This window comes from Nonomuraea roseoviolacea subsp. carminata (assembly GCF_024172185.1).
Taxonomy (GTDB): domain Bacteria; phylum Actinomycetota; class Actinomycetes; order Streptosporangiales; family Streptosporangiaceae; genus Nonomuraea; species Nonomuraea roseoviolacea.
The window spans coordinates 7,284,433-7,304,459 of sequence record NZ_JAMZEC010000001.1 but is presented as its reverse complement, the minus strand read 5'-3'; the positions used below and the strand labels follow the sequence as shown (position 1 = coordinate 7,304,459).

31 protein-coding genes are annotated in these 20,027 nt (G+C 69.7%); 30 read left to right on the top strand and 1 reads right to left on the bottom strand.

The genetic code is table 11. The features are described 5' to 3' along the window. Positions 1-14 precede the first annotated feature (14 nt). The 16 genes from HD595_RS33870 to HD595_RS33795 all read left to right on the top strand — a co-directional run bounded on the left by HD595_RS33870 (position 15) and on the right by HD595_RS33795 (position 7,735). Positions 15-209: a hypothetical protein gene (locus HD595_RS33870; protein WP_253776233.1), complete on the top strand. Its 195-nt coding sequence runs from the start codon at positions 15-17 to the stop codon at positions 207-209. Positions 210-272: 63 nt separating this feature from the next. Beyond that, entirely contained in the window at positions 273-1,763 is a 1,491-nt protein-coding gene (locus HD595_RS33865; protein WP_253776230.1) for an AAA family ATPase, read from the top strand. A 247-nt stretch (positions 1,764-2,010) separates the two neighbouring features. Beyond that, on the top strand, positions 2,011-2,448 hold the full coding sequence (locus HD595_RS33860; RefSeq protein WP_253776228.1) for a hypothetical protein: 438 nt from the start codon (positions 2,011-2,013) through the stop codon (positions 2,446-2,448). Next, a complete protein-coding gene (locus HD595_RS33855) occupies positions 2,445-3,095 on the top strand; it encodes a hypothetical protein (protein WP_253776226.1) in 651 nt (216 codons plus the stop codon). Before HD595_RS33860 ends, HD595_RS33855 begins: the two co-directional genes overlap by 4 nt. Next, positions 3,092-3,493 carry a hypothetical protein gene (locus HD595_RS33850; RefSeq protein WP_253776224.1) on the top strand — a complete coding sequence of 134 codons (402 nt, stop codon included), beginning with the start codon at positions 3,092-3,094 and terminating at the stop codon, positions 3,491-3,493. The genes HD595_RS33855 and HD595_RS33850 overlap by 4 nt, the downstream gene beginning before the upstream one ends. Then, on the top strand, positions 3,490-3,798 hold the full coding sequence (locus tag HD595_RS33845; protein WP_253776222.1) for a hypothetical protein: 309 nt from the start codon (positions 3,490-3,492) through the stop codon (positions 3,796-3,798). Before HD595_RS33850 ends, HD595_RS33845 begins: the two co-directional genes overlap by 4 nt. A gap of 115 nt (positions 3,799-3,913) precedes the next feature. Next, positions 3,914-4,183 (top strand): hypothetical protein, encoded by a 270-nt coding sequence (locus HD595_RS33840; RefSeq protein WP_253776220.1) that lies wholly within the window; start codon positions 3,914-3,916, stop codon positions 4,181-4,183. Continuing rightward, positions 4,176-4,451 carry a hypothetical protein gene (locus tag HD595_RS33835; RefSeq protein WP_253776218.1) on the top strand — a complete coding sequence of 92 codons (276 nt, stop codon included), beginning with the start codon at positions 4,176-4,178 and terminating at the stop codon, positions 4,449-4,451. The genes HD595_RS33840 and HD595_RS33835 overlap by 8 nt, the downstream gene beginning before the upstream one ends. Continuing rightward, a complete protein-coding gene (locus HD595_RS33830) occupies positions 4,444-4,683 on the top strand; it encodes a hypothetical protein (protein WP_253776216.1) in 240 nt (79 codons plus the stop codon). The genes HD595_RS33835 and HD595_RS33830 overlap by 8 nt, the downstream gene beginning before the upstream one ends. Beyond that, the gene (locus HD595_RS33825; protein ID WP_253776214.1) at positions 4,680-4,823 is read left to right on the top strand and encodes a hypothetical protein; all 144 of its coding nucleotides are present in this window, start codon (positions 4,680-4,682) and stop codon (positions 4,821-4,823) included. Before HD595_RS33830 ends, HD595_RS33825 begins: the two co-directional genes overlap by 4 nt. Before the next feature lie 2 nt (positions 4,824-4,825). After that, positions 4,826-5,581 carry an eL43 family ribosomal protein gene (locus tag HD595_RS33820; RefSeq protein ID WP_253776212.1) on the top strand — a complete coding sequence of 252 codons (756 nt, stop codon included), beginning with the start codon at positions 4,826-4,828 and terminating at the stop codon, positions 5,579-5,581. After that, positions 5,578-5,877 carry a hypothetical protein gene (locus HD595_RS33815; RefSeq protein WP_253776210.1) on the top strand — a complete coding sequence of 100 codons (300 nt, stop codon included), beginning with the start codon at positions 5,578-5,580 and terminating at the stop codon, positions 5,875-5,877. The genes HD595_RS33820 and HD595_RS33815 overlap by 4 nt, the downstream gene beginning before the upstream one ends. Before the next feature lie 190 nt (positions 5,878-6,067). Next, entirely contained in the window at positions 6,068-6,703 is a 636-nt protein-coding gene (locus HD595_RS33810; protein ID WP_253776208.1) for a recombinase family protein, read from the top strand. Further along, a complete protein-coding gene (locus HD595_RS33805) occupies positions 6,700-7,209 on the top strand; it encodes a hypothetical protein (RefSeq protein WP_253776206.1) in 510 nt (169 codons plus the stop codon). Before HD595_RS33810 ends, HD595_RS33805 begins: the two co-directional genes overlap by 4 nt. 35 nt (positions 7,210-7,244) lie before the next feature. Continuing rightward, the gene (locus tag HD595_RS33800; protein WP_253776204.1) at positions 7,245-7,388 is read left to right on the top strand and encodes a hypothetical protein; all 144 of its coding nucleotides are present in this window, start codon (positions 7,245-7,247) and stop codon (positions 7,386-7,388) included. After that, positions 7,385-7,735 (top strand): hypothetical protein, encoded by a 351-nt coding sequence (locus HD595_RS33795; RefSeq protein WP_253776202.1) that lies wholly within the window; start codon positions 7,385-7,387, stop codon positions 7,733-7,735. The genes HD595_RS33800 and HD595_RS33795 overlap by 4 nt, the downstream gene beginning before the upstream one ends. Here HD595_RS33795 and HD595_RS33790 read toward each other — a convergent pair. Further along, entirely contained in the window at positions 7,732-8,073 is a 342-nt protein-coding gene (locus HD595_RS33790; RefSeq protein ID WP_253776200.1) for a hypothetical protein, read from the bottom strand. The two genes, HD595_RS33795 and HD595_RS33790, sit on opposite strands and share 4 nt — an antisense overlap. Before the next feature lie 48 nt (positions 8,074-8,121). Between HD595_RS33790 and HD595_RS33785 the strand changes: the two genes are divergently transcribed. The 14 genes from HD595_RS33785 to HD595_RS33720 all read left to right on the top strand — a co-directional run bounded on the left by HD595_RS33785 (position 8,122) and on the right by HD595_RS33720 (position 20,023). Next, positions 8,122-8,700, top strand: a complete 579-nt coding sequence (locus HD595_RS33785; RefSeq protein ID WP_253776198.1) for a hypothetical protein — start codon at positions 8,122-8,124, stop codon at positions 8,698-8,700. A gap of 173 nt (positions 8,701-8,873) precedes the next feature. Then, complete coding sequence (locus HD595_RS33780; protein ID WP_253776196.1) at positions 8,874-9,932, top strand: hypothetical protein; 1,059 nt, start codon at positions 8,874-8,876, stop codon at positions 9,930-9,932. A 15-nt stretch (positions 9,933-9,947) separates the two neighbouring features. Continuing rightward, entirely contained in the window at positions 9,948-10,238 is a 291-nt protein-coding gene (locus tag HD595_RS33775; protein WP_253776194.1) for a hypothetical protein, read from the top strand. A gap of 10 nt (positions 10,239-10,248) precedes the next feature. Then, the gene (locus HD595_RS33770; protein ID WP_253776192.1) at positions 10,249-10,680 is read left to right on the top strand and encodes a hypothetical protein; all 432 of its coding nucleotides are present in this window, start codon (positions 10,249-10,251) and stop codon (positions 10,678-10,680) included. 8 nt (positions 10,681-10,688) lie between these two features. Beyond that, on the top strand, positions 10,689-10,985 hold the full coding sequence (locus tag HD595_RS33765) for a hypothetical protein (protein WP_253776190.1): 297 nt from the start codon (positions 10,689-10,691) through the stop codon (positions 10,983-10,985). 3 nt (positions 10,986-10,988) lie between these two features. Then, positions 10,989-11,951 carry a hypothetical protein gene (locus tag HD595_RS33760; RefSeq protein WP_253776188.1) on the top strand — a complete coding sequence of 321 codons (963 nt, stop codon included), beginning with the start codon at positions 10,989-10,991 and terminating at the stop codon, positions 11,949-11,951. 4 nt (positions 11,952-11,955) lie between these two features. After that, a complete protein-coding gene (locus HD595_RS33755; RefSeq protein ID WP_253776186.1) occupies positions 11,956-12,240 on the top strand; it encodes a hypothetical protein in 285 nt (94 codons plus the stop codon). Continuing rightward, positions 12,237-14,591 (top strand): phage terminase large subunit, encoded by a 2,355-nt coding sequence (terL, locus tag HD595_RS33750; protein WP_253776184.1) that lies wholly within the window; start codon positions 12,237-12,239, stop codon positions 14,589-14,591. The genes HD595_RS33755 and terL overlap by 4 nt, the downstream gene beginning before the upstream one ends. A gap of 12 nt (positions 14,592-14,603) precedes the next feature. After that, on the top strand, positions 14,604-14,939 hold the full coding sequence (locus tag HD595_RS33745) for a hypothetical protein (RefSeq protein ID WP_253776182.1): 336 nt from the start codon (positions 14,604-14,606) through the stop codon (positions 14,937-14,939). A 5-nt stretch (positions 14,940-14,944) separates the two neighbouring features. Beyond that, the gene (locus HD595_RS33740) at positions 14,945-15,163 is read left to right on the top strand and encodes a hypothetical protein (protein WP_253776181.1); all 219 of its coding nucleotides are present in this window, start codon (positions 14,945-14,947) and stop codon (positions 15,161-15,163) included. Further along, positions 15,156-17,183 (top strand): phage portal protein family protein, encoded by a 2,028-nt coding sequence (locus HD595_RS33735; RefSeq protein ID WP_253776171.1) that lies wholly within the window; start codon positions 15,156-15,158, stop codon positions 17,181-17,183. Before HD595_RS33740 ends, HD595_RS33735 begins: the two co-directional genes overlap by 8 nt. A gap of 3 nt (positions 17,184-17,186) precedes the next feature. Beyond that, complete coding sequence (locus HD595_RS33730) at positions 17,187-18,644, top strand: phage protease (protein ID WP_253776170.1); 1,458 nt, start codon at positions 17,187-17,189, stop codon at positions 18,642-18,644. 9 nt (positions 18,645-18,653) lie between these two features. Continuing rightward, on the top strand, positions 18,654-19,028 hold the full coding sequence (locus tag HD595_RS33725) for a DUF2190 family protein (protein ID WP_253776168.1): 375 nt from the start codon (positions 18,654-18,656) through the stop codon (positions 19,026-19,028). 65 nt (positions 19,029-19,093) lie between these two features. After that, complete coding sequence (locus HD595_RS33720; RefSeq protein WP_253776166.1) at positions 19,094-20,023, top strand: phage major capsid protein; 930 nt, start codon at positions 19,094-19,096, stop codon at positions 20,021-20,023. Positions 20,024-20,027 lie beyond the last annotated feature (4 nt).

Below are 20,027 nucleotides of genomic sequence, written 5' to 3'. Positions count from 1 at the left end.
CCGCGGAGGCCCCCATGCAGCGGGTCAGCTCGTGCAGCACCTGCCGGCGGCCGGCCACCCGCATCATCACCGGCCGACGGCCCGGCCGCACCCTCTACAGCGCCCTGTCCTGCGACGAATGCGCGCCCAAGCACCTCCAGAAGGCGCGCCAAGCCGGGCCCGTCACCGACGAACCGCTCGAGGGCCGCGCGCAGGACCCGCTGTTCTGAGGCGGCCACGCCGCCCCACCCCATAGCCCACCATCCGAACGCACACCGTCCAGGGGGGACCGGTTGACCTCCGAGCAGGACCCCAACCAACTGTGGGACCTCCAAGCCGAGCAGGCGGTCCTCGGCACCTGCATGACCGTGCTCTACATCGTCCCGCACATCCGCGCCGTCATCCCCGAACCCCGGGCGTTCTTCCGCAGCCAGCACCAGGTCATCTACAGCGCCATCCTCGACCTCGCCGACCAGGACGCCCCCACCGACACCATCGCCGTCCACGACTACCTGCAGCGCAACAAAACCCTCGGCCAGGCCGGCGGCGGCGACTACCTGCACACCGTCATGTCGGCCGGGCTCCTCGCCGGCGACCCCGCCTACCACGCCCGCATCGTCATGCGGCACTGGTCCAACCGCGAGAGCATCTACAGGCTCGAGCGCGCCATCCGCGAGATCAAGGAGCAGGACCCCGACGACGGGCCCGACCGGCTGCGCACGCTCGGCGAGGACCTCCTCAAGTCCGCCGACAACCTCTCCATCGGCGGCACCCCCGCCGCCGACACCGGCGACCGGTTCCCCCGCCTCGACTGGACGGACGCGTTCGCCACCGACTTCTCCGAAATCAACTGGCTGCCCGGGCGGTGGCTCGAGCGCGGCCAGCAAGTCGCCCTCGTCGGCGACGGCAAAGTCGGCAAGTCCATCTTCACCCTCGACTGGATCTGGCGAGCCATCACCGGCAGGCCCGCGCTCGGCGACATCCGCCGCGAACCCATCAACGTCCTCTACTTCGACCGCGAAAACTCGCTGCGCGACATCGTCACCCGCCTGTCCGCGTTCGGCGCCACCGACGACGACCTCGCCGTCCTCAACGAGCGCTTCGACTACCGGATGTTCCCCCGCTTCTCCGGCGCCCTCAACGCCTCCGACACCGCCGCCAGCGAACTGCTCGCCATCGTCGACGAACAGCCCCGCGACGTCGTCATCCTCGACACCGTCTCCCGCTACATCTCCGGCAAGGAGAACGACTCCGACACCTGGCTCGAGCTGTACCGGCGCGTCCACGAGCCGCTCAAATCCCGCGGCATCGCCTCCATCCGGCTCGACCACTTCGGCAAAGACATCGAGAAAGGCTCCCGCGGATCCTCGGCGAAGACGCAGGACGTCGACCACGTGTGGGAGCTCACCGCCTACGACGAAACCCGAACCTTCACCGACACCGTCGAGGCGGTCACCACCCGGCTCAAGATGCTGCGCACCCACACCCGGACCGGGCTCGGGGACGACGTCTTCCACATCACGCGGCGGGGCGAGAAGGAGCGTGGCGGGGCGTGGCTGGCCGGCCGGACCCGGCATGAGCTGACGGACTCCACCGCCGCTGACGCGCACCGGGCGCGCATCCAGACCTACGTGGACGACCTCATCATGCGCGGCGTCCCGGCGGGGTTCGGCAGGGACCGGCTGAAGCAGTGGGCGGCGCAGAACAAGGTGTCGCTGCCGACCAACAACGGCCATCTCGTGGAGGTTGTGCGGGCCCTCAAGGAAGCCCAGAACTCGGCGTAAGGAGGCTCAGAAGAATGTCCCGGTTTGTACCGAAAAACCTGTACCAAAAGGCGTTGGTACAGGTCCCGAATCTGACCTGTACCACTGACTGTCCCAACCTGTACCAAGACCCCGCATTACCGCAGGTCAGACCTGTACCACTGACTGTCCCAACCTGTACCACCGGCAACCTGTACCTTGTACCACCCCCTTATAGGGGTGGTACAGGGGACAGCCCAGGTACAGCCCGACCCCGCGGCGGCACCCGATGAACCGCCCCGCCGCCCTCCTCGAACAGCCCACCCTGTGGGACGAACCCGCCCCCGAACCGCAACCCGAGAACACCACCAAGCGCCGCAACCGCCGGCACGTCCTCGACCTGCCGCGACCCTGGGCCGGGCGCATCCCCTGCGCAGCCCTCTGCCTCATCTGCGGGCGCCCCGACACCATGGGCGTCTGCCCCGACGGCTGCGCCACCGTCTGCGGACGCCCCCAACCGGCCCGACGCGACGGCAAAGCCCCGGTCGAGGTGTGCCTCATCACCGTCGTCGCGATTGCCCGCATCGTCCCCGGCAGGCAGTGGGCCATCGTCACCTGCCCCCACTGCGAGCGCATCCACTGGCACCAACCCGCCACCGGCCGCCGCTACCGCATCGGGCAGTGCGGCCAGCCCTACATCCTCCACATCCCCGAGGTGACCTCTTGACCAGCGACGACCTCATGCGTGCCGCGGGCGCGGCCTGGTGCGACCAGCACGGCAAGTGGGAGTGCTCGAAGCAGTCCAAGCGCAGCCAGTCCCGCTGCCATGGCCTTGCGATCCGCGGCACCGCGACGTGCCGTACGCACGCCGGCGTGTCGACGGCGGTGGCAAAGGCGAAGGGCGAGGCCCTGTCGGCGTGGCGTGCGGTGCCCGGCCGGCAGGACGTCAGCCCGGCGGAGGCGGTGATGGCAATGCTCCAGATGAGCTGGGCCAGGGTGCACATCTACGCGGGCCTGCTGCAGCAGCAGCTCGAGGAGGCGGACCCGTCTCGCGGTGTCGGCTACGGCGAAGGGCTCGTCGGGCACACCTTCTCGGCGTCGCCATCCGTCGGGGTGTACGAGTCCGGCGAAGCCGTCCGCGGCCTCGCGAAGCTCGAGGCGGAGGAGCGGGACCGGTGTGTCCGCTACGCGAAGGTGGCCCACGACATGGGGATCGCCGACCGGGAGATCCGCCTCGCCGAGGCCCAAGGGCAACTGCTGGCCGGGGCGATCTCCCGCATCCTCGACGCGCTGGAACTGACCGCGGGGCAGCGGGCACTGGTGCCAACCATCGTGCCCGGGATCCTCCTCGAGGTCGCCGGAGGTGCGTCGTGACCGGCGACGACCTGATGGCCGCGCTCGGCCGCGCCCCGATCCAGTTCTGGACCTGCCCCAACCCGGCCCACCTCGACGTCACCTGGACCGGCGACGTGGCCACCTGCGACACCTGCCAGCTCACCTCGGAGATGACCGGCCGCAAGTACGCGATCGCACGCCAGATCGAGCGCGAGCGGATCGCGAAGCTGCTGCGCCGCGTCGCCGCGGGCCGCCGCGAGTACGCCGACGGCGCGCCGGACGACATGCGGCGGGTGCTGCTGATCGAGGCGGACGACTTCGAGTCCGCCGCCAGGATCGCGGAGGGCGACATGCTGGCCGTGTGCGCGCTGCTGCCGTCGTGGCGGTGGACCGAGGCGGAGGAGCGCGCGGCCCGCACGGCTGGGGGTGGGTCGTGATCCGCATCCGCTACGCCATCCGCCGCCTCCGGGAATGGCAACAGGCCAAGCGCGACTACCGGGCGCTCTGCCGTCAGGGGCGGGCCCCGCACGTGCGGTTCACCGTGGAAATCCACCCTGACGACTATGAGTGGACAGGACTGAACGGCATCACCGGCATGAAGACCACGCTGCCGCTCACCCGCGAGGGCAGGCGGTACATCCGCCGCGTCCTCGGCGACATCGAGACGACGTGCATCCGCGGCGTCCTCGAAGCCAGCCGCCGCGCGGCTGAGAGCGATTCTCCCGAACCGCCGCCCCGATAGCCCGAACCCGCCCCGAAAACCCGCCCACGACCGCTACAGCGCCGCAGAGATGCATCCTCAGCGATGCTGTGCAACACAGCACAGCGCCTCTCCTTCGCCGCAGAGACGAGGACCAGTGACCGACCACCACATCATCGAGACGTTCGACGGCTCCCACATCACCCGCGTCCCCCACGGATGGGCCGCCACCGACCACACCCTCATCGCCACCGCCGAGCTCAACGACCTCCGCCAGCGCATCGCCCTCGCCCGCGAACGCCACCCCTCGCTGGACGAGCTCTCCCAAACGAACGCGCCGAGCGGCCGGTACTGCCCCACCTGCATCACCCTCGCACCATGCGACACCAGGCAGATCCTCGACGGACAGGAGCCCGACCATGCCTGACCTCGCGACCGTCAACGCCCGCATCCAAGCCCTCGCCGACCACCTCGGCCGGGAGGGGCACCCCACCCACGACCACCTGTGCCCCGACGACGTGCGCCGCGACCTGCTCGCCGTGCTCGACGGCCAGGACCTGCCCGGCATGGTGACCGTCGCCAGGGACGACCTCGACCTCGTCATGAACCACGCCGGCGACCCCACCGCCATCGCCGACTACCCGGCCGCAGCGCAGCGCATCCGTGACGCACTCGAAGGAGACCAGCATGGATGACCTGGCCCCCTGGGTGCCCGACTGGGTGGACCTGGGCTACATCGAGGACGACGGGCTCGTCATCATCGACGACCTCCCGGCGGCCGAACCCATCCTGCGGCCACTCCGCATCTCGCTGACCCTCACCGCACCCGCATCCCGGCTCACCTGGTGGCGGTGGCAGCTCACCACCGGCCGGCCCGGCCCCGACGCGGCGCGCGTGAAGCGCGAGTACCGGAGGCGGCGCCGATGAACCGGCTCCGCCGACTCTTCCACCGCCACCGATGGACCACCCTCACCGTCACCCTCGCCGGCGGCCTCAGCAACGCCACCATCACCACCCGCGCCTGCTGGTGCGGAGAACGACGCACCACCACCGATCAGGGGGAGTAACCGTGCCGATCAGCCTCGACGCCTGCAACGGTCCGTGCAACCGACAGGCGCGCGCCGCCTGGACCGCATACGACCAGGCGCTCGAACAGCACGCCGCCGCCATGCACGCCTGGCTCAACACGCCCGGCGACGACCGCGGCGACCGCCCGACCGCCCCCGAGCAACCGTCCATCGCCGTCCACCTCGGCGAACCCGTGTGGGACCACCGGTGCGCCAGCCACATCCGCAGCGCACTCGCCGAACTCGACGACACCGCCGCACTACTCGCCGCTGGCATCGACGGCCACCGCGGCGGCACCGCAGCCGGTCCGAACGGGACGGCCGCCCCGTCGCACACGTCGATCGTGGACAGCCTGGATGAGCTGTTCAGCGTGCTGGCCGAGGTGGAAGACCAGTGGCGGGAAGTCCGCGGCTACGCTCCCCGGCCGCGCCGGGCCCGCGGAGGGCACGCCCGGGCGCTGACGGTGGGCTGGCTGCTCGGCCAGATCGACGACATCCTCCTCCACCCGGGGTCGGTGGCGTTCGGGCTGGCGGTGCTGCGCTGGCAGCGGAAGCTGCGCGCGATGTCGAAGTCGGATCCGGTGTCGGCGCGGTCGCCGATCAGGTGCCCGCGCTGCGCGGAACGTCAGGTGCGGCGCAAGGATGACGGCTACTACGAGTGCGGCGGGTGTGGCAGGTTGTTGAACCAGCGCGAGCACGACAGCGAGTACGCGAGACAGGCCGACGAGTACGAGCAGCAGGAGATCGGAGCAACATGAGCGAGATCCAGGAACCAGCGTTCAGCAAGGAGCACATGAACGCTGTCCTTGCGATGGTGACCGCGACCCTTGAACTCCAAGAGGGAGGTCGATCTGACGATCCGATGGTCCTCAACGCGGTCGCCAGGGTCGCGAATGAGGTTCCGCGAGACGTCCAGCTCATGGCTTCCATGCATCTGATACATCTCCTGGTTCGGCAGCTGGCTCGTGTCGAGGGTCGCCCCGTGAAGGATTTGTGGCGCGACCTGATGCTGGTCTACGCCGACGCGTGGCCGGAGGATGAGAAGCCATCGTGATTGAGAGGCGTCGCGAAGCGCCGGAACATCGCAGGAGGATCCCGGGCATGGGTGTGTGGATCATGTTGTAAATCGCTCCCTTGTAGACACATTCGCCTAACCGAGGTTCGAAGCCCTTCCCGAATCCCGCAGTCTGTCTGAAAATCATGTCGCAAAGTCTTCTGTCTAAGAATCAAGGAAGAGACCTTTCTTGAACACAAAGGCTGCAACCCCCACCCAGACCGGAGCTCTCGTCGGCCTCGCCCGGGTCTCCACCGACGACCAAGACCTGCAACTCCAGCTCGACGCCCTCACCGCCGCCGGCTGTATCCGCATCTTCGACGAGAAGGTCTCCACCCGGAAGAAGGACCGGCCCGGCCTCGCCGCCGCGCTCGACTACCTCCGCCCCGGAGACACCCTCGTCGTCTGGAAGCTCGACCGGCTCGGCCGATCCACCAAGGACGTCTTGATCATTGCCGAGGATCTGCACGATCAAGGAATCGGGCTGAAGATCCTGACGGGCCGCCTCGCGGGCAACTACAGCCCGACCGGCGAAGGGAAGTTCTTCTTCACGATGATGGCCGCCTTCGCGGAACTGGAGCGCGACATCATCCGGGAGCGCACGATCGCCGGTGTCCAGGCCGCCCGAGATCGCGGGCAGCGCCTCGGTCGGCCACCGGCCATGACTCCAGAGCAGGTCGAGCACGCCCGCACCCTGCTGACCAACCCGAAGAACACCGTGTCGTCGATCGCCCGCCTGCTCAACGTGAGCCGGGCGACCATCTACAAGTACGTTCCCGAGCTGACGCAGGCCCCGGCCGCTGCAGCGGAAGAGCTCACCGCATGATCCGCTGGCTGCTCAGGCGCTTCCTGCCCGAACTGGTCAGGTGCGAGAGATGCGGCATGATCATCGGGTACAACACGCGCGCTCTTGGCGAGAAACCCGTGGAGCAGTACCGCGTCGAGCACGACCGGATCTGCCTTCTCGCCGAACCCGGCACACCGCCGCCCGAGCGGAGGCCGGGCGACGAGGTGCGGGACGAGTTTACGCCGGAGGAGTACGCCGAGTTCCAACAGCTGGTTGCCGTCAAGCAGGCTGCACTCATCCAGGAGATGACCCTCCACCTCAACCGATCGCCGGACAACGAGGAGGAGATGATCGCGCTGCTCGCGACGATCCAGCCCCAACTCGTGCACCCGATCATGGGAATGGGGCCGGCCGCGATGAACCGAGCAACCCTGGACATCGTCACCCACCTGGTAACCCGGTTGGCGCAGGAGCGCGGCGAGCCGATCGCGGTGACATGGCAGCGGGAGGCGGCCGAACTCGCGCGCGAGGATGGGCCGATGTGATGCCGCGAGCCGGGTCACCTGGGATAATGGATCTCATGACGGATATCGACACGCTCGCCTGCGACGTGCACCCTGTCGCCGACGGCGTGCTCGTCATCCCGCACCTGCTGCCCATCATCGTCCCGGACACAGCGCTGCCCATGACGGTCGCCGAATGGCTCGGCGTCAGTCCGACTTGAACCCTCCTGACCTGCTGTGCCACACTTCACGCAGACAGCACACGAATGCCCTCACGCCACCGCGGGGGGCATTACGCGTTTCCGGGGGGTGCACCATCGACCCCGAACCGATCACCGCCGCCGACGCCGCGCTCCGACTTCGCAAGGACCCGGCCACGATCCGCTCGTGGGGCAGCCGCTACCAGGCGCGCAAGCTCGGCCGCCACGACCGGCGCACCTACTACGACTACAACGACCTCGCCACCATCGACGGGTGCATCGCCCGCGGCGAGGACGTGCCCGAGACAGCTGAGCTCCGCGACCAGCTGCGCGCCGCGCTGCGCGAGCGTTTCCGGGCCGCCGCCTAGACCTTGAACCGTTCGATCCTGGCAAGGTGCTCGTCGTCGGCCGGCTTGATGAGCCACCAGCCGACCGGCGGCACCTGATGCAGCAGCACATGCTCGTGGTCCGGCAACCCGAACTGACTACCGTCCAGGTCGACGAGGTAGGCGCGGAGTTCGATGCGCGGCTTCATCGGCCGGCCGTGCTCGTCGAGGTCGCCCGGCAGCACCTTCGGGGCGACGTAGCGAGCGTGGACGTAAGTGACGCGCCACCGGTGGATGGGGTTGCCGTACGGCGCCACCCAGCCGCCCGGCTCGGACGGGTTGTACGGCCAGTTGTGCAGCTCAACGCGCGATGGTTCCACCTCCACATTCTCGTACGTCCGTTCGACTGATCGCCAGGAGTGTGCCCCATGCCCGCCGTCGAGCTCTCACGCGCCACCACGCACTGGCTGATCGACAGGTTCGACGCCGAGCAGACTGCCTGGGTACAGCGCCGCTCCCGCCTGGCCGCCCCCACCGCGGCCGACTTCGCCCGCCTCGGCGTCCTGCCCTACGAGACGACCGAAGTCCACGGCAACCTGGTCACCACCGCCGGGCTCACCCGCCTCACCGCGCTCCTCACTGCAGCCGGCGGGCAGGCCATCACCAACACCAGCGCCCGCATCGGGGTCGGCAACGCCACCAACCCGGCCGCCGCCATCGGCGACACCAACCTGTCAGCCGCCGCCGGCTCCGCCAACCGCTGGTTCCAGACAATGGACGCCACCTACCCGCAGACCAGCGCGGGAGTGCTCACGCTGAAGGCGACATTCGGCACCGCCGACGGCAACTTCGCGTGGAACGAGTTCGGCATCGACATCGGCACCCCCACGGTCACATCCTCCGCGACCGTCAACGCCACGCTGTTCAACCACAAGACGTCCATCGCCCAGGGCACGAAGGTCGCAGGACAGACCTGGGCGGCCACAGCGACCTGCACCTTCTCGTAGACAGTCACGGACGCTTGCGCGCCCGGAGGTAGCCGATGCCATCCGTACGCGGTAGCTCCCAGGCCAGCCAGAACGGAGCCGGCGCCTCATTCGTATGCGCGCGCCCCTCAGGCGTCGTCTCCGGAGACCTGCTCCTCGCCTGGCACTCGGCAGACATCGGCGCCCTCGCCGCCATGTCCATCTCGGCCGGCGGGACAGCGTGGAACACGCTCACCACCGCAGGGACGGACGGCAGCAACCCCGGCAAGCTGTACTGGAAGATAGCCGGCGGCAGCGAACCGGCCTCCTACACCTTCAACCAGGACTCCGGCGCTGACGCTGCGGCCACGATGATTGCCATCCAGGACGCCAGCACGAACACACCTGTCGTCGCCACCAGTACCGGCGGCACAGGCACCAGCATCCAGACCCCGTCGACAACACCAGCGGGCACGACCGACCTCGACGTCCGATTCGTATCCGCCTCGGGCGGCATGGGTACATCCGAGTCGCTCACGCCGCCCGGCACGTACACCGAGTTCGCCGACATCTCCTCGCGGCAATTCGTGTACGTGTCCGGCGCGTACAAGACCCTCGCCTCCGGCGCCGCCACTGGGGTCCAGTCGTTCACGATCACGACTTCGCCGACGCTCCGCCGCGGCGTCACCGTCACCGTGACCTCCGGATCCACGGTGAAGGACCTGACCGACACAGGGACGGTGGCAGACGACGTCACCGTCGCCGCGGCGGCCACGCTGGCGGACACCGGATCCGCCTCCGAGACCCTTGACGTCGCGGCCGACACGATCCTCACCGAGTCAGTCGCCGCCGTAGACGACCTGATGGTCGGAGTCACCGTCGCCCTCGCCGAGACCATCATCGGGGCCGACGACGTGGGCGGCGGCGTCCCGGTCGACCTCGCCGACACCGCGACCGGCGTGGACGACCTGACCACCCTGGTATCGCCGGTCCTGGATGACTCGATCGCGGGCATCGACGCGCTGACCGTCGCGGCTGACGCCGGACTGGACGACAGCGTCTCGGCCGCCGATGCGCTGTCGGCTGCCGAGGTCCTGCAGACGTCGCTGAGCGAAGCCGTCTTGGCAACCGACGGGCTGGCCGTCCTCGTGTTGCAGGACATCACCGTTGTCCCCGGAACGCCCCGCCGCGGGTGGGGCTCGCGCCAGCCGGAGCGCTCGTGGCTGGCAGGAGACCCCGCTCGAGGCTGGTCTGCACGCCCGCCCACCACCTGACTTGAAGGGGCGCGGATGACGGCATTGAGGATCCCGAGCCTGTCCACCGAGTACGTGAAGGTTCCCATCACCGGCCCGGCAACCCTCACCTCGCTCCCGGTGCAGATGGCGATCGTTCCCGACGGCCAGGATCCAGCCGGCGGCGACTGGAAGACCGCCGAATGGATCGGCACAGACGCCGCTGTCCTCATCGGGCCGGCCACCGCGTTGCCCCTGACGAAGGGCGGCACCTACGGCATCTGGGTGAAGATCACCTCCGCGCCAGAGATTCCCGTTCTCGGCCCCTACTCGCTCTACGTCACCTGAAGGGACCGCGATGGCGCTCCGCATCAACACCGCCGCCCGCAACGCCGCGGCGAACGCCGTCGCCGCCCTCGTCGACGGCGGCTCCGCGGCCGGCAAGCTGCGCATCTACACCGGAAGCCAGCCCGCCACCCCTGCCACCGCACCCAGCGGCACCCTGCTCGCGGAATTCACGTTGAGCGACCCGGCGTTCGCTGCAGCCGTCGCCGGCGCGGTCGGGCTCGACACCACCCCTGCCCTGACTGTCGCGGGCCTGGCCAACGGCACCGCCGGCTGGTTCCGGCTCCTCGACTCCACCGAGGCCGCGGGCACAGGGCTCGGCGTCCTGGACGGCAGCGTCACGGCGACTGGCGGCGGCGGCGACCTGACGATGAACACGACCACCATCAGCATCGGCGTGAACGTGACGGTCAACGCCGGCACCGTGACCATGCCCGCGAGCTAGGAGGCATCATGCTGTACCTGACCGTGGAGGTCCGGCACAACCCGGCCCACATGACCAGCCCGCCCTACAAGATGCTGATGAACTGGTGCTCGGCCAACAACATCCCCTTGGTCACCGGCTGGATGCTGTACGTCTACAACGAGGACCCGGTGCGCGCCGTACTCACGGTCATCGACCTCGACGAGCAGGGCGAGTGGATCCGCGACGAGAACGGCGTGCCAGTCACCCACGAGGTCACCTACACGTGCGCCAGCCTTCCGCCGCTGCAGGGCTACGTATCGCGCGGCAGCTCCACGCTCGCATAACTCATGGCGACCAGGCACAACAGCTGCATCAACCCGTGCCTGAGCAACGACACGGCCGGGTGGGGCGGCGAGGCGACACCGACCCGCCAGGCGGTGACCGGCTTCGGCCGCCCCTTCGCGGCTGAATACACCAGCGGCACCTTCCTTCGCACCTCCGCAGGAGCGGTAGCGCCCGGCTTGGACTACACGGCCAGCGTGTACATCCGCCCGGCCAACGGCTTCTCGAGCGGCGGCAGCATCTACATCGAATGGCGCGACGCCGCCAACGGTGTCATTTCCTACAGCAACGGCTCGTACACGCTGACGTCCGGAGTGGTGACCCGGGCCAGCCTCACCGCCACCGCTCCCAGCGGGGCGGCGCTCGCCCAGATCATCTTGGACGGGGCCAACTACGCCGTCACCACCGTCCACACGACCATGGTCCTGATCGAGCAGACAGCGGCCTTGGGCGACTACTTCGACGGCGACACGACCCCTGGCGGGTCCTGGGACGGTACCCCCGGCAGCAGCGCATCCACGCTCTCCGACACCGTCACCGGCGTCCTGGACGGCGTCCTGCCAGCGGTCACGGCCAGCTTCGACGGGGCGGTGACGGTCGAGGGCAGCCTCACCGCCAACCTGCCCGCGGTCGTCATGGCGGCCTCCGCGACGGTCGAAGTGCTCGGCCAGATCGGCGCCCAGCTTCCGCCGTTGACCGCTGCCCTGTCGGGCGTTGTCGAGGTCGAGGGCAGCATCGCCGCTGCTCTGCCCGCGCTGACCGCCTCGCTCGCCGGCCAGGTGTCCGACCCGCCGCAGGCCGTGCTCGCGGCGGTCCTGCCCGCGATCACCGCCAGCCTCACCGGAACCTCCGACGCGGTCGACCCCGATCTGCCGTCCATCGTTGTCGGCCCGCCCCGCCTCACGTGGCTGTCTGGGGGTGTGCGGCTCGGCTGGCTCGTCGGCCCGCCCCGCCTGGGAGGTGAGTAGCCGGATGGCGTACATGCCCGTGACCTCGAAGGAAGAGTTGCGCGTCGGCTGGGGTGCTGACTTCTCTGCGTGGCCAGTCGAACTGGCTGTGGTGCTGGAGACGTCGGGAGAGCCGGCCGATTCGGAATACCACGATGCGGCGTGGGACGGCACGGATGCCGTGCTGGTCATCGGCCAGGGCAGCAGCCTGGAGTTGGCGCCGGGCCAGTACGTGGTGTGGACGCGCATCACCACCAGCACGCAGCGGCCGGTCCGCCGGTCCGGGATCCTCACGGTCGGCGAGCCGTGACGGCGACGCTGTCGCCGTGGGAGGTGGCGGCCCGGCACTTCCAGATCAAGGCCCGGCCCTGGCCCTCACCAGGCGCCATGGCCACCGCGCTGGACCGCACCCACCGGCAGACCGCGATGCTCGACCTCATCGACCGCGAGCTCGCCGACCTGTTCGACGGCGGCCAGCACGACAAGCTGATGGTGTTCTGCCCGCCCCAGGAAGGGAAGTCGCAGAAGATCAGCCGCCGCACCCCGGCCTGGCTGCTCGCCCACGACCCCACCCTGCGGATCGCGATCGTCTCCTACGCCGACAACAAGGCCGAACGGTGGGGCCGGCAGATCCGCCGCGACATCCTCGCCCACCCGCAGCTCGGCATCACCCTGCGCGCCGACTCCCGAGCCGCCGGCCGGTGGGAGACCGAACAAGGCGGCCAGCTCATCTGCGTCGGAATCGCCGGCGGCATCACCGGCGAACCGGTCGACGTGCTCATCATCGACGACCCCGTACGAGGCCGCGCCGAAGCCGAATCCGCGACGTACCGCGACGCGGCATGGGACTGGTGGGAGTCCAACGGCTCCACCCGCCTGTCCTCCCGGGCGAAGGTCGTGCTCATGATGTGCATGACCGGGGACACCCCCGTGCTCTTGCCAGACGGCAGCGAAAAGCCGTTGCGCGACATTCGCCCTGGCGACGAGGTGGCTACCTATGAAGGTGGCGAACTCACCACGTCAACAGTGATGAACTGGGCAAACCAGGGACCGGATGATCTCCTTCGCATTAGGATGAAATCAGGACGAATTGTCAGGGCCAACGCCCGGCATCCGTTTTTGACCATCGATGCGAACGGAAAAGAGTCATGGCTGCGAACGGATCAAATCCGGCCGGGAGTAAGCATCCTGACGGCTATTGGGGGAAATGGCGCGGAGTCACATGTTCCGTTGACGGATGCGACTCGGCAGCACGATGCAAGGGGATGTGTACCTCCCACTACAACAAGGCTCGTTGGGCATCCGGCCATCGCCCACCTTCGGTCAACGCTGCGGCGCGTCGCAGAGCTCATCTCAAGCATCGTTACGGGCTCACCGATGAAGAGGTTGACTTCCTTATCAGCGAGCAGGGTGGGAACTGCGCCATCTGCGGACAGCCACCGTCGGACAGCAACACCCGAGCCCACTGGAACGGGAAGTTATGCGTCGACCACGACCACGACACCGGAAAGGTGCGCGGGCTGCTCTGCAACGACTGCAACCTCGCCGTCGGATACGGGAAGTCACCCGAAATTCTCAGGGCTGCCGCTAGGTACTTGGAGCGTCACGCCTGACGAAGTTGTCGCAGTGGAGCCGTGCGGGCGCGAAGATGTATTCGACCTTCAGATTGCCCGCACGGAGAATTTCATCGCCAACGGGCTGGTGAGCCACAACACTCGCTGGCACGAGGACGACCTGGCCGGCCGGCTGGAGACGCGCGAGCCCGGCGACTGGCGGATCGTCCGCATCCCCGCGATCGCAGGACCGGGGGATCCGCTCGGCCGCCGCCCGGGCGAGGAGCTTACATCGGTGCAACGCCGGAAGCCTGGCTACTTCCGGAAGCTGCAGGCCACCAGGTCGGCGTACGTGTGGAACAGCATCTACCAGCAGACCCCTACCGCGGCCGAGGGCAATCTGTTCAAGCGGCAGGACTTCCGCTACTGGCAGCGCATGCCTGCCGACCCGTCGCGGCACGGCGTCATGCAGGGCCAACGCCTGGACCTCGGCGGGCGGACTGTCGCTCTCGACGACTGCTGGCGGTTCATGACGGTCGACTTGGCCGCGTCGAAGCGCACCAGCGCGGACTACACGGTCGCTTCCGTGTGGGCGATCGGCTTGGATGGCGACCTGATTCTGCTCGACCGGGCCCGGGCCCGCGTCGGCGAAGAAGATCACTGGGACCTGGTCCGGCCGCTGCGCGAGCGGTGGAATGCCGACACTGTGTTCGTCGAGTCGGCGTTCATCGGCACCACGCTGGTCATCGACGCCACCGCCAGCGGGGTGCCGGTCCAGCCGTTGAAGGCAGAGACCGACAAGCTCACGAGGGCGCTGCCGGCCACCTCGCGGGTGAAGCAGCACCGGGTGTGGTTCCCGGCGCACGCCGACTGGCTGGACGACTGGTGCGATGAGCTCGCGTCGTTCCCGACCGCCGCGCATGACGACCAGGTGGACACGCTCTCGTACGCGGCTCGGGTCGTCTCAGCGCACTGGCTGCCGTCGGAGTCCGCCGCCGAGGTCGACGCCCGGCGCGCCGCTGCGGCCGTGGACGACGTGATCGGGCAGGCGTACGCCGCGGCGACCGGCGACACGAGCGGCCTCGACTTGATGAGCATCAACTACTGAGGGGGGACGGATATGACGGTTCTGCCGGTCTCGCTGACCGTGGGCGACAAGGCGTACGACCTCGGCAGTGTTGAGGTGCTCGACTCTGACTCTCACCGGTGGGCGCAGCTAGAGCGATTCCTGCGCGCGGTGGCCGACACCCTGAACGAGGGATACACCCTCCGTCCCATGATCTCCGGCGAACCCGACGAGATCGCTGGTCTGCCTGTCGAGGTGCGCCGACTGGTGCATGCGGTCGACTCGATGCGCGACAAGTGGGCCGAGGCCGACGAAGCCCGGCGCCAGGAGCTTTGGCAGGTTGTACACGAGGCCAACGACGCCGTGTGGAGTCGCGCAGAGCGGGAGTGATCAGCATGGTTCGCCCCGCCCTACCCGTCGTGCTCCAGATCGGCGGCACCACCGCCGAAGTCGGGTCCGTGGACCTGCCGCTCGTCGAGGGCCCGGCCGTGCGCAACGCCGGTGGGACCTGGGAGATCGAGGTCCGCGTGGACCACAGCGAGCTGCGCCGCCGGATCGCCGACGTGCTGCGCCTCGTCGCCGACGAGTTCGAGAGGGGGCCCGCCGATGGCTAGCGCCCCGACCCGCGACATCGGCCACCTCGACTCCAACTACGGCACCTGGTACGGCGACCTGCAGGAACAGATCCAGGATCTGACGTGGCCGCTGTCAGCCCGCACCTACGCGCTCATGCGCACCGACCCCCAGCTCACCGCCGTCCTGTCGGCGTACACGCTGCCGATCCGCCGAGCCACCTGGGCCGTGGACCCGGCCGGCTGCCGCGACGAGGTCGTGCAGCTCGTCGCCGACGACCTTGGCCTGCCGATCCTCGGCGTGGATCCGGAGCCCGGCCCAGCGCGGCGGCGCGGCGTCCGCTGGGCCGACCACCTCCGGCTGGCGCTGCTGAGCTTGACGTTCGGGTTCATGCCGTTCGAGCGCCGCTACGACATCGTCGGCGGGCAGGCCCGGCTCGTGAATCTCGGCGAGCGGATGCCGCACACCATCGGCCAGATCCAGCTGGCCGCCGACGAGACCGTGCAGTCGATCACGCAGAACCTCGCCGCGGTGCGCCCGATCCCGGCGAACCGGCTGGTCTGGTACGTGCACGACCGCGAGGCGGCCAACTGGACCGGCCGCAGCCTCCTCAGGCCCGCGTACGGCGCCTGGCTGCTCAAGCACGAGGTATGGCGCGTCCACGCCACGTCGATTCGCCGTTTCGGCATGGGAGTGCCGTCCGTGGCCGCCCCGCCCGGGGCCACACCCGGCCAGGTCGCCGAAGCCCAGCGGCTGGCGTCCGCGATGCGGGTCGGCGACCGCGCCGGGGTCGGCCTCCCGGACGGGTTCCGGCTGGCCATCACCGGCATGACCGGCTCGGTGCCGGACGCCATGGGCTTCATCCGCTACCTCGACCAGCAGATGTCGCGCCAGGCGCTGGCCGGGCTGATGGACCTCGGCGACACCAGCAACGGCTCCAGGGCGCTCGGCGACTCGTTCCTCGACCTGTTCCTGCTCAGCCTCCAGTCGATCGCCGACGAGATCGCCGACACCGCCACCACCGGCCAGACCGGAATGCCCGGCATCGTCACCGACCTGGTCGACCTCAACTTCGGGCCCGACGAGCCCGCCCCGCGGATCGTCGTGAGCGACGTCGGCTCCCGGCAGGAAGTCACCGCCGAGGCGCTGGAGCAGCTCATGCGGTCCGGAGCCCTCGCCCCCGACCCGGCGCTGGAAGCGTACGTGCGGGAGGCGTGGCGGCTGCCCGAGCGGGCCGAGCCCGTACGAGCACCGGCGCCCCAGCCCCCGGATCCCGAACCCGCGCCAGCGCGTGAGGGCCAGGAACTCGCCGCCAGCCGCCCCGGGCCAGAGCCGGTCCGGGCCGCCGCTGAGCCGGATCTCGACGCGGTGCAGGAGGCGTGGCAGGCAGCGCTCGACACCGTGCTCGAAGCCTGGCCCGCGATCGCCGAGGACTGGCGGACACAGCTCGCCGCCCAGATCGCCGCAGCGGTGGACGACGGCGACGTGCATGCGCTCACCCAGCTCACCATCGACAGCACGGAAGCCGCGGAACTGCTCGCGGTGGCGATGCTGGAGTTGGCCGAGACGAGCGCCGAGCAGATGTCGGCCGAAGCCGCAGCCCAGGGCGTCCGCGTCGAACCGCCCCCCATCGAAGAGGGGCATCTGGAGGCTGTGGCGGTCGCGGTGGCCGCACTGCTCGCTGCCGGCCTGGCCGGGGCCGCCGCCGCTGCCGCGCTGCGGCTGGCCGTCCCCGGGGCGGCCGGGGCCGCGGTCGCCGTCGAGGTGGCCGCGATCCTCGCCGCCCTCTCCCTGCGCGCGGTACGCGACCAGGTCGGCGGCGCACTCTCCACAGCGCAGGCAGCCGGCCGCATCGCGGTGCTCCGCGACGCCCCTGCCGCCCGCTACCTCGCCTCCGAGCAGCTCGACCGCAGCACCTGCCAGCCGTGCCGGGCTATCGACGGCACCGTTTTCGACGACCTCGACGCCGCCGAGAAGGCGTACGGCAACGGCGCCTACGTCTCCTGCCTGGGCGGGGTCCGCTGCCGCGGCCAGGTCATCGCCATCTGGGACAGGAGGTAGGCCGTGGCCGACATCGACGTGCCGCGCTCCCCCGCGCTCGTCAGCATCCCCGGCGTCGAGCTGGCCCAGGCCGGCACGTGGCGGCTCTCCTCCGGGGAGGCGACCATCACCCGTGACGACCTCGCCGCCGCGGTGGCCGCGCTCGACTGCCCTGCCGTCCGCAACCCGGTGCTCAAGCTGGGCCACGTCGACCCGCGGTTCGACGGCGAGCCCGCGGTCGGCTGGGTGTCCGGGCTGCGCGCCGCGGACGACGGCGGCACGGTGGTCGGCGACTACCGGGGCATGCCGGCGTGGCTGGCCGAGATCCTGGCCAGCGCCTACCCGGACCGCAGCATCGAGGCGACCCGCAACTTCGTGTGCCAGATCGGCCACACCCACCGCATGGTCATCACCGCGGTCGCGTTGCTCGGCGTCACCGCGCCCGGGATCGGCACGCTCGACAGCCTGCAGGACGTCGCCGCCCTCTACGACGTGGCCGCCTCCAGCGGGGCCGGCGGCGAGCCGGTCACCATCACCATCGAAGGAGGAGGGCCTATGCCCCCGCCTACGCCCGAGCTGGCGGCCGGCGTCTCGTCCGAGGACGTGCGGCGCCGCTACTACGAGCGCGCCGGCTACTCCGACTGGATCTGCGAGATCCAGCTCGACCCGTTGCAGCTCATCGTCATGGACGACTCGACCGGCGGCTACTACCGGGTGCCGGTCAGCATGAGCGGCGACGACGTCGAGTTCGGCGAGCGGGTCGCCGTGAAGGTCGAGTACGTCGACCGGCCCGCCAAGGTGGCCGCCAGCGCGTTGGTGTTCGCCTCCCGCGAGGAGTCGATCCCCGAGGACCTGCGCCCGCCCGCCAGCAAGGCCGCGCCCGACATCGAGGTGCCGGCTGCCGACGAAAACGTCGCTGCCGAGCCCCAGCCCGGGCCGCCCGCTGAGGACGGCCCAACCGAGACTCCCGTCACCGAATCCCCGGTCGGCGGGCAAACCAAGGAGGACGCTGACATGCAGTTCAGTGACGAGCAGCTCGCGGACCTGCGAGCCAAGCTCGGCCTCCCCGCCGACGCTGACCTCGACCCCGCCGCTCTGCTGGCCGGTGTCGAGAAGCTCGCCGCCTCAAGCGGTGACGGCTCGCCGGGGACCAAGAGCAAGAACCTGCCGGGCACCATCACGGTCGACCGGCAGGTGTGGGACGACCAGCAGAAGCGCATCCGCAAGCTGGAGGACATCGCCGCCTCCCAGCAGCGGACCGAGCGCGAGCGCATGGTCGACGACGCGATCAAGGCCGGGAAGTTCGCGCCGAGCCGGCGCGACCACTGGCTGCGGCTCGCCGAGGCCGACCCCGTCGGCACCGCGACCGTGCTGGCGGGGCTGACCCCCGGCACCATCCCGGTCTCCGACCTCGGCCTGCCGGGCGGCGACAGCATCGACCTCGACGCCGAGTTCGCGGGCCTGTTCCCGCCCGAGAAGTAGGGGCCAGCGATGGACTACACGCCCATCTACACCAGGGGCCAGCTGCCCTTCACCAGCACGGCGTCGGCTGCCATCACGGGCGGCCAGTTCGTCAGCGTCTCGGGCAACGGCACCATCGCCCCCAGTGCAGCGGACTCGGCCAACGTCGTCGGCGTAGCCGCTCACGACGCCGCCTCCGGCGCGGTCGTCACCGTGCACCCGCTCGTCGGCGTCATCCACGAGATGGTGGCCGGCACGGGCGGCATCACCGCCGGCGCGGCCGTCAAGGTCGGCACCGCCGCCAACGCCGTGCTGCCGCTCGGCGCCGGCACGTTCGACCTGCGGGTCGGCATCGCCCTCACCACCGCCGCCGCGGCGTCGAAGGTCCAGGTCCTCGGCCGGTAGGCCAGGCATCACCCCAGAAACCCACCCCCGCTGGTCGGGGGTTTTCCATGTAAGGAGACAGGCAGATGCCTGGAAGCTACCCGGCCGGCCCGCCGACCCTGAGCGGCGATCTGGAGACGATCAGCCGGTTCCTCGCCAACCCGACCGCCATCCAGCGCCGGCTCCGCAACTACCGCGACCTGCGGTTCGTTTCGGACCAGCTGCTGACGCAGCGGTTCAGGACGAACGGCGGCGCGGTCCTGTACGAGATGTCGGAGCCGTTCGTCACCGACCGCTCCGTCACCGCCGTCAGCGCGGGCTCGGAGTACCCCTCAGCGAACCTGCCGACCGGCACCGCCGCCATCGCCTCCGTCAGCAAGTGGGGCCAGAAGGTGCCCATCACCGATGAGGAGATCACCCGCAACGTGTACGGCGGCGCCGCCGTCGACCGGGCGCTGCGCAAGGTCGTCAACAGCATCATCAAGACCGTCGACGGGGTCACCATGTCGGCTATCGCGTCGGCGGTGACGAACACCTTCGATGTCACCGGGAGCGGTGGCGTCGCATGGACGGCCGCCAGCCCGACGATCCTGCGCGACATCCTCAAGGCCAAGGCCATCGTCGTGGGCCAGAACCTCGGCTACATGCCGGACACGCTGGCGCTGAACGACGCGCAGTACGCGACCGTCATGAGCGACGACAAGATCACGAATGCGCTGCGTCGCGAGACGCTCGACAGCCCCGTCTACAGCGGCGAGATCGAAGTCATCGCCGGGCTGCGCATCGTCGTCTCCCCGTCGATCACCACGCCGCTCGTGCTCGACTCCACGCAGCTCGGCGGCATGGCCGACGAGCAGGAGTCCAGCCCCGGCTACGCCGTCTCCGACCTGCAGGTACAGGTCAAGTCCATCCGGGTCGACACCGCCGACAAGTGGGATCTGCAGGGCCGCCGCCTGACGGTGCCGGTCGTGCAGGAGCCCGGCGCCGCGGTCGAGCTCACCAACACCGGCGTCTAAGGAG

Bases quoted from the DNA above. Each gene is read 5' to 3' on its own strand.
- HD595_RS33745 (WP_253776182.1), top strand. From the start codon at position 14,604: ATGACGGTTCTGCCGGTCTCGCTGACCGTGGGCGACAAGGCGTACGAC.
- HD595_RS33740 (WP_253776181.1), top strand. From the start codon at position 14,945: ATGGTTCGCCCCGCCCTACCCGTCGTGCTCCAGATCGGCGGCACCACC.
- HD595_RS33825 (WP_253776214.1), top strand. From the start codon at position 4,680: ATGAACCGGCTCCGCCGACTCTTCCACCGCCACCGATGGACCACCCTC.
- HD595_RS33770 (WP_253776192.1), top strand. From the start codon at position 10,249: ATGGCGCTCCGCATCAACACCGCCGCCCGCAACGCCGCGGCGAACGCC.
- HD595_RS33830 (WP_253776216.1), top strand. From the start codon at position 4,444: ATGGATGACCTGGCCCCCTGGGTGCCCGACTGGGTGGACCTGGGCTAC.
- HD595_RS33780 (WP_253776196.1), top strand. From the start codon at position 8,874: ATGTCCATCTCGGCCGGCGGGACAGCGTGGAACACGCTCACCACCGCA.
- HD595_RS33755 (WP_253776186.1), top strand. From the start codon at position 11,956: ATGGCGTACATGCCCGTGACCTCGAAGGAAGAGTTGCGCGTCGGCTGG.
- HD595_RS33760 (WP_253776188.1), top strand. From the start codon at position 10,989: ATGGCGACCAGGCACAACAGCTGCATCAACCCGTGCCTGAGCAACGAC.
- HD595_RS33720 (WP_253776166.1), top strand. From the start codon at position 19,094: ATGCCTGGAAGCTACCCGGCCGGCCCGCCGACCCTGAGCGGCGATCTG.
- HD595_RS33765 (WP_253776190.1), top strand. From the start codon at position 10,689: ATGCTGTACCTGACCGTGGAGGTCCGGCACAACCCGGCCCACATGACC.
- HD595_RS33815 (WP_253776210.1), top strand. From the start codon at position 5,578: ATGAGCGAGATCCAGGAACCAGCGTTCAGCAAGGAGCACATGAACGCT.
- HD595_RS33775 (WP_253776194.1), top strand. From the start codon at position 9,948: ATGACGGCATTGAGGATCCCGAGCCTGTCCACCGAGTACGTGAAGGTT.
- HD595_RS33725 (WP_253776168.1), top strand. From the start codon at position 18,654: ATGGACTACACGCCCATCTACACCAGGGGCCAGCTGCCCTTCACCAGC.
- HD595_RS33785 (WP_253776198.1), top strand. From the start codon at position 8,122: ATGCCCGCCGTCGAGCTCTCACGCGCCACCACGCACTGGCTGATCGAC.
- HD595_RS33735 (WP_253776171.1), top strand. From the start codon at position 15,156: ATGGCTAGCGCCCCGACCCGCGACATCGGCCACCTCGACTCCAACTAC.
- HD595_RS33860 (WP_253776228.1), top strand. From the start codon at position 2,011: ATGAACCGCCCCGCCGCCCTCCTCGAACAGCCCACCCTGTGGGACGAA.
- HD595_RS33800 (WP_253776204.1), top strand. From the start codon at position 7,245: ATGACGGATATCGACACGCTCGCCTGCGACGTGCACCCTGTCGCCGAC.
- HD595_RS33805 (WP_253776206.1), top strand. From the start codon at position 6,700: ATGATCCGCTGGCTGCTCAGGCGCTTCCTGCCCGAACTGGTCAGGTGC.
- HD595_RS33870 (WP_253776233.1), top strand. From the start codon at position 15: ATGCAGCGGGTCAGCTCGTGCAGCACCTGCCGGCGGCCGGCCACCCGC.
- HD595_RS33835 (WP_253776218.1), top strand. From the start codon at position 4,176: ATGCCTGACCTCGCGACCGTCAACGCCCGCATCCAAGCCCTCGCCGAC.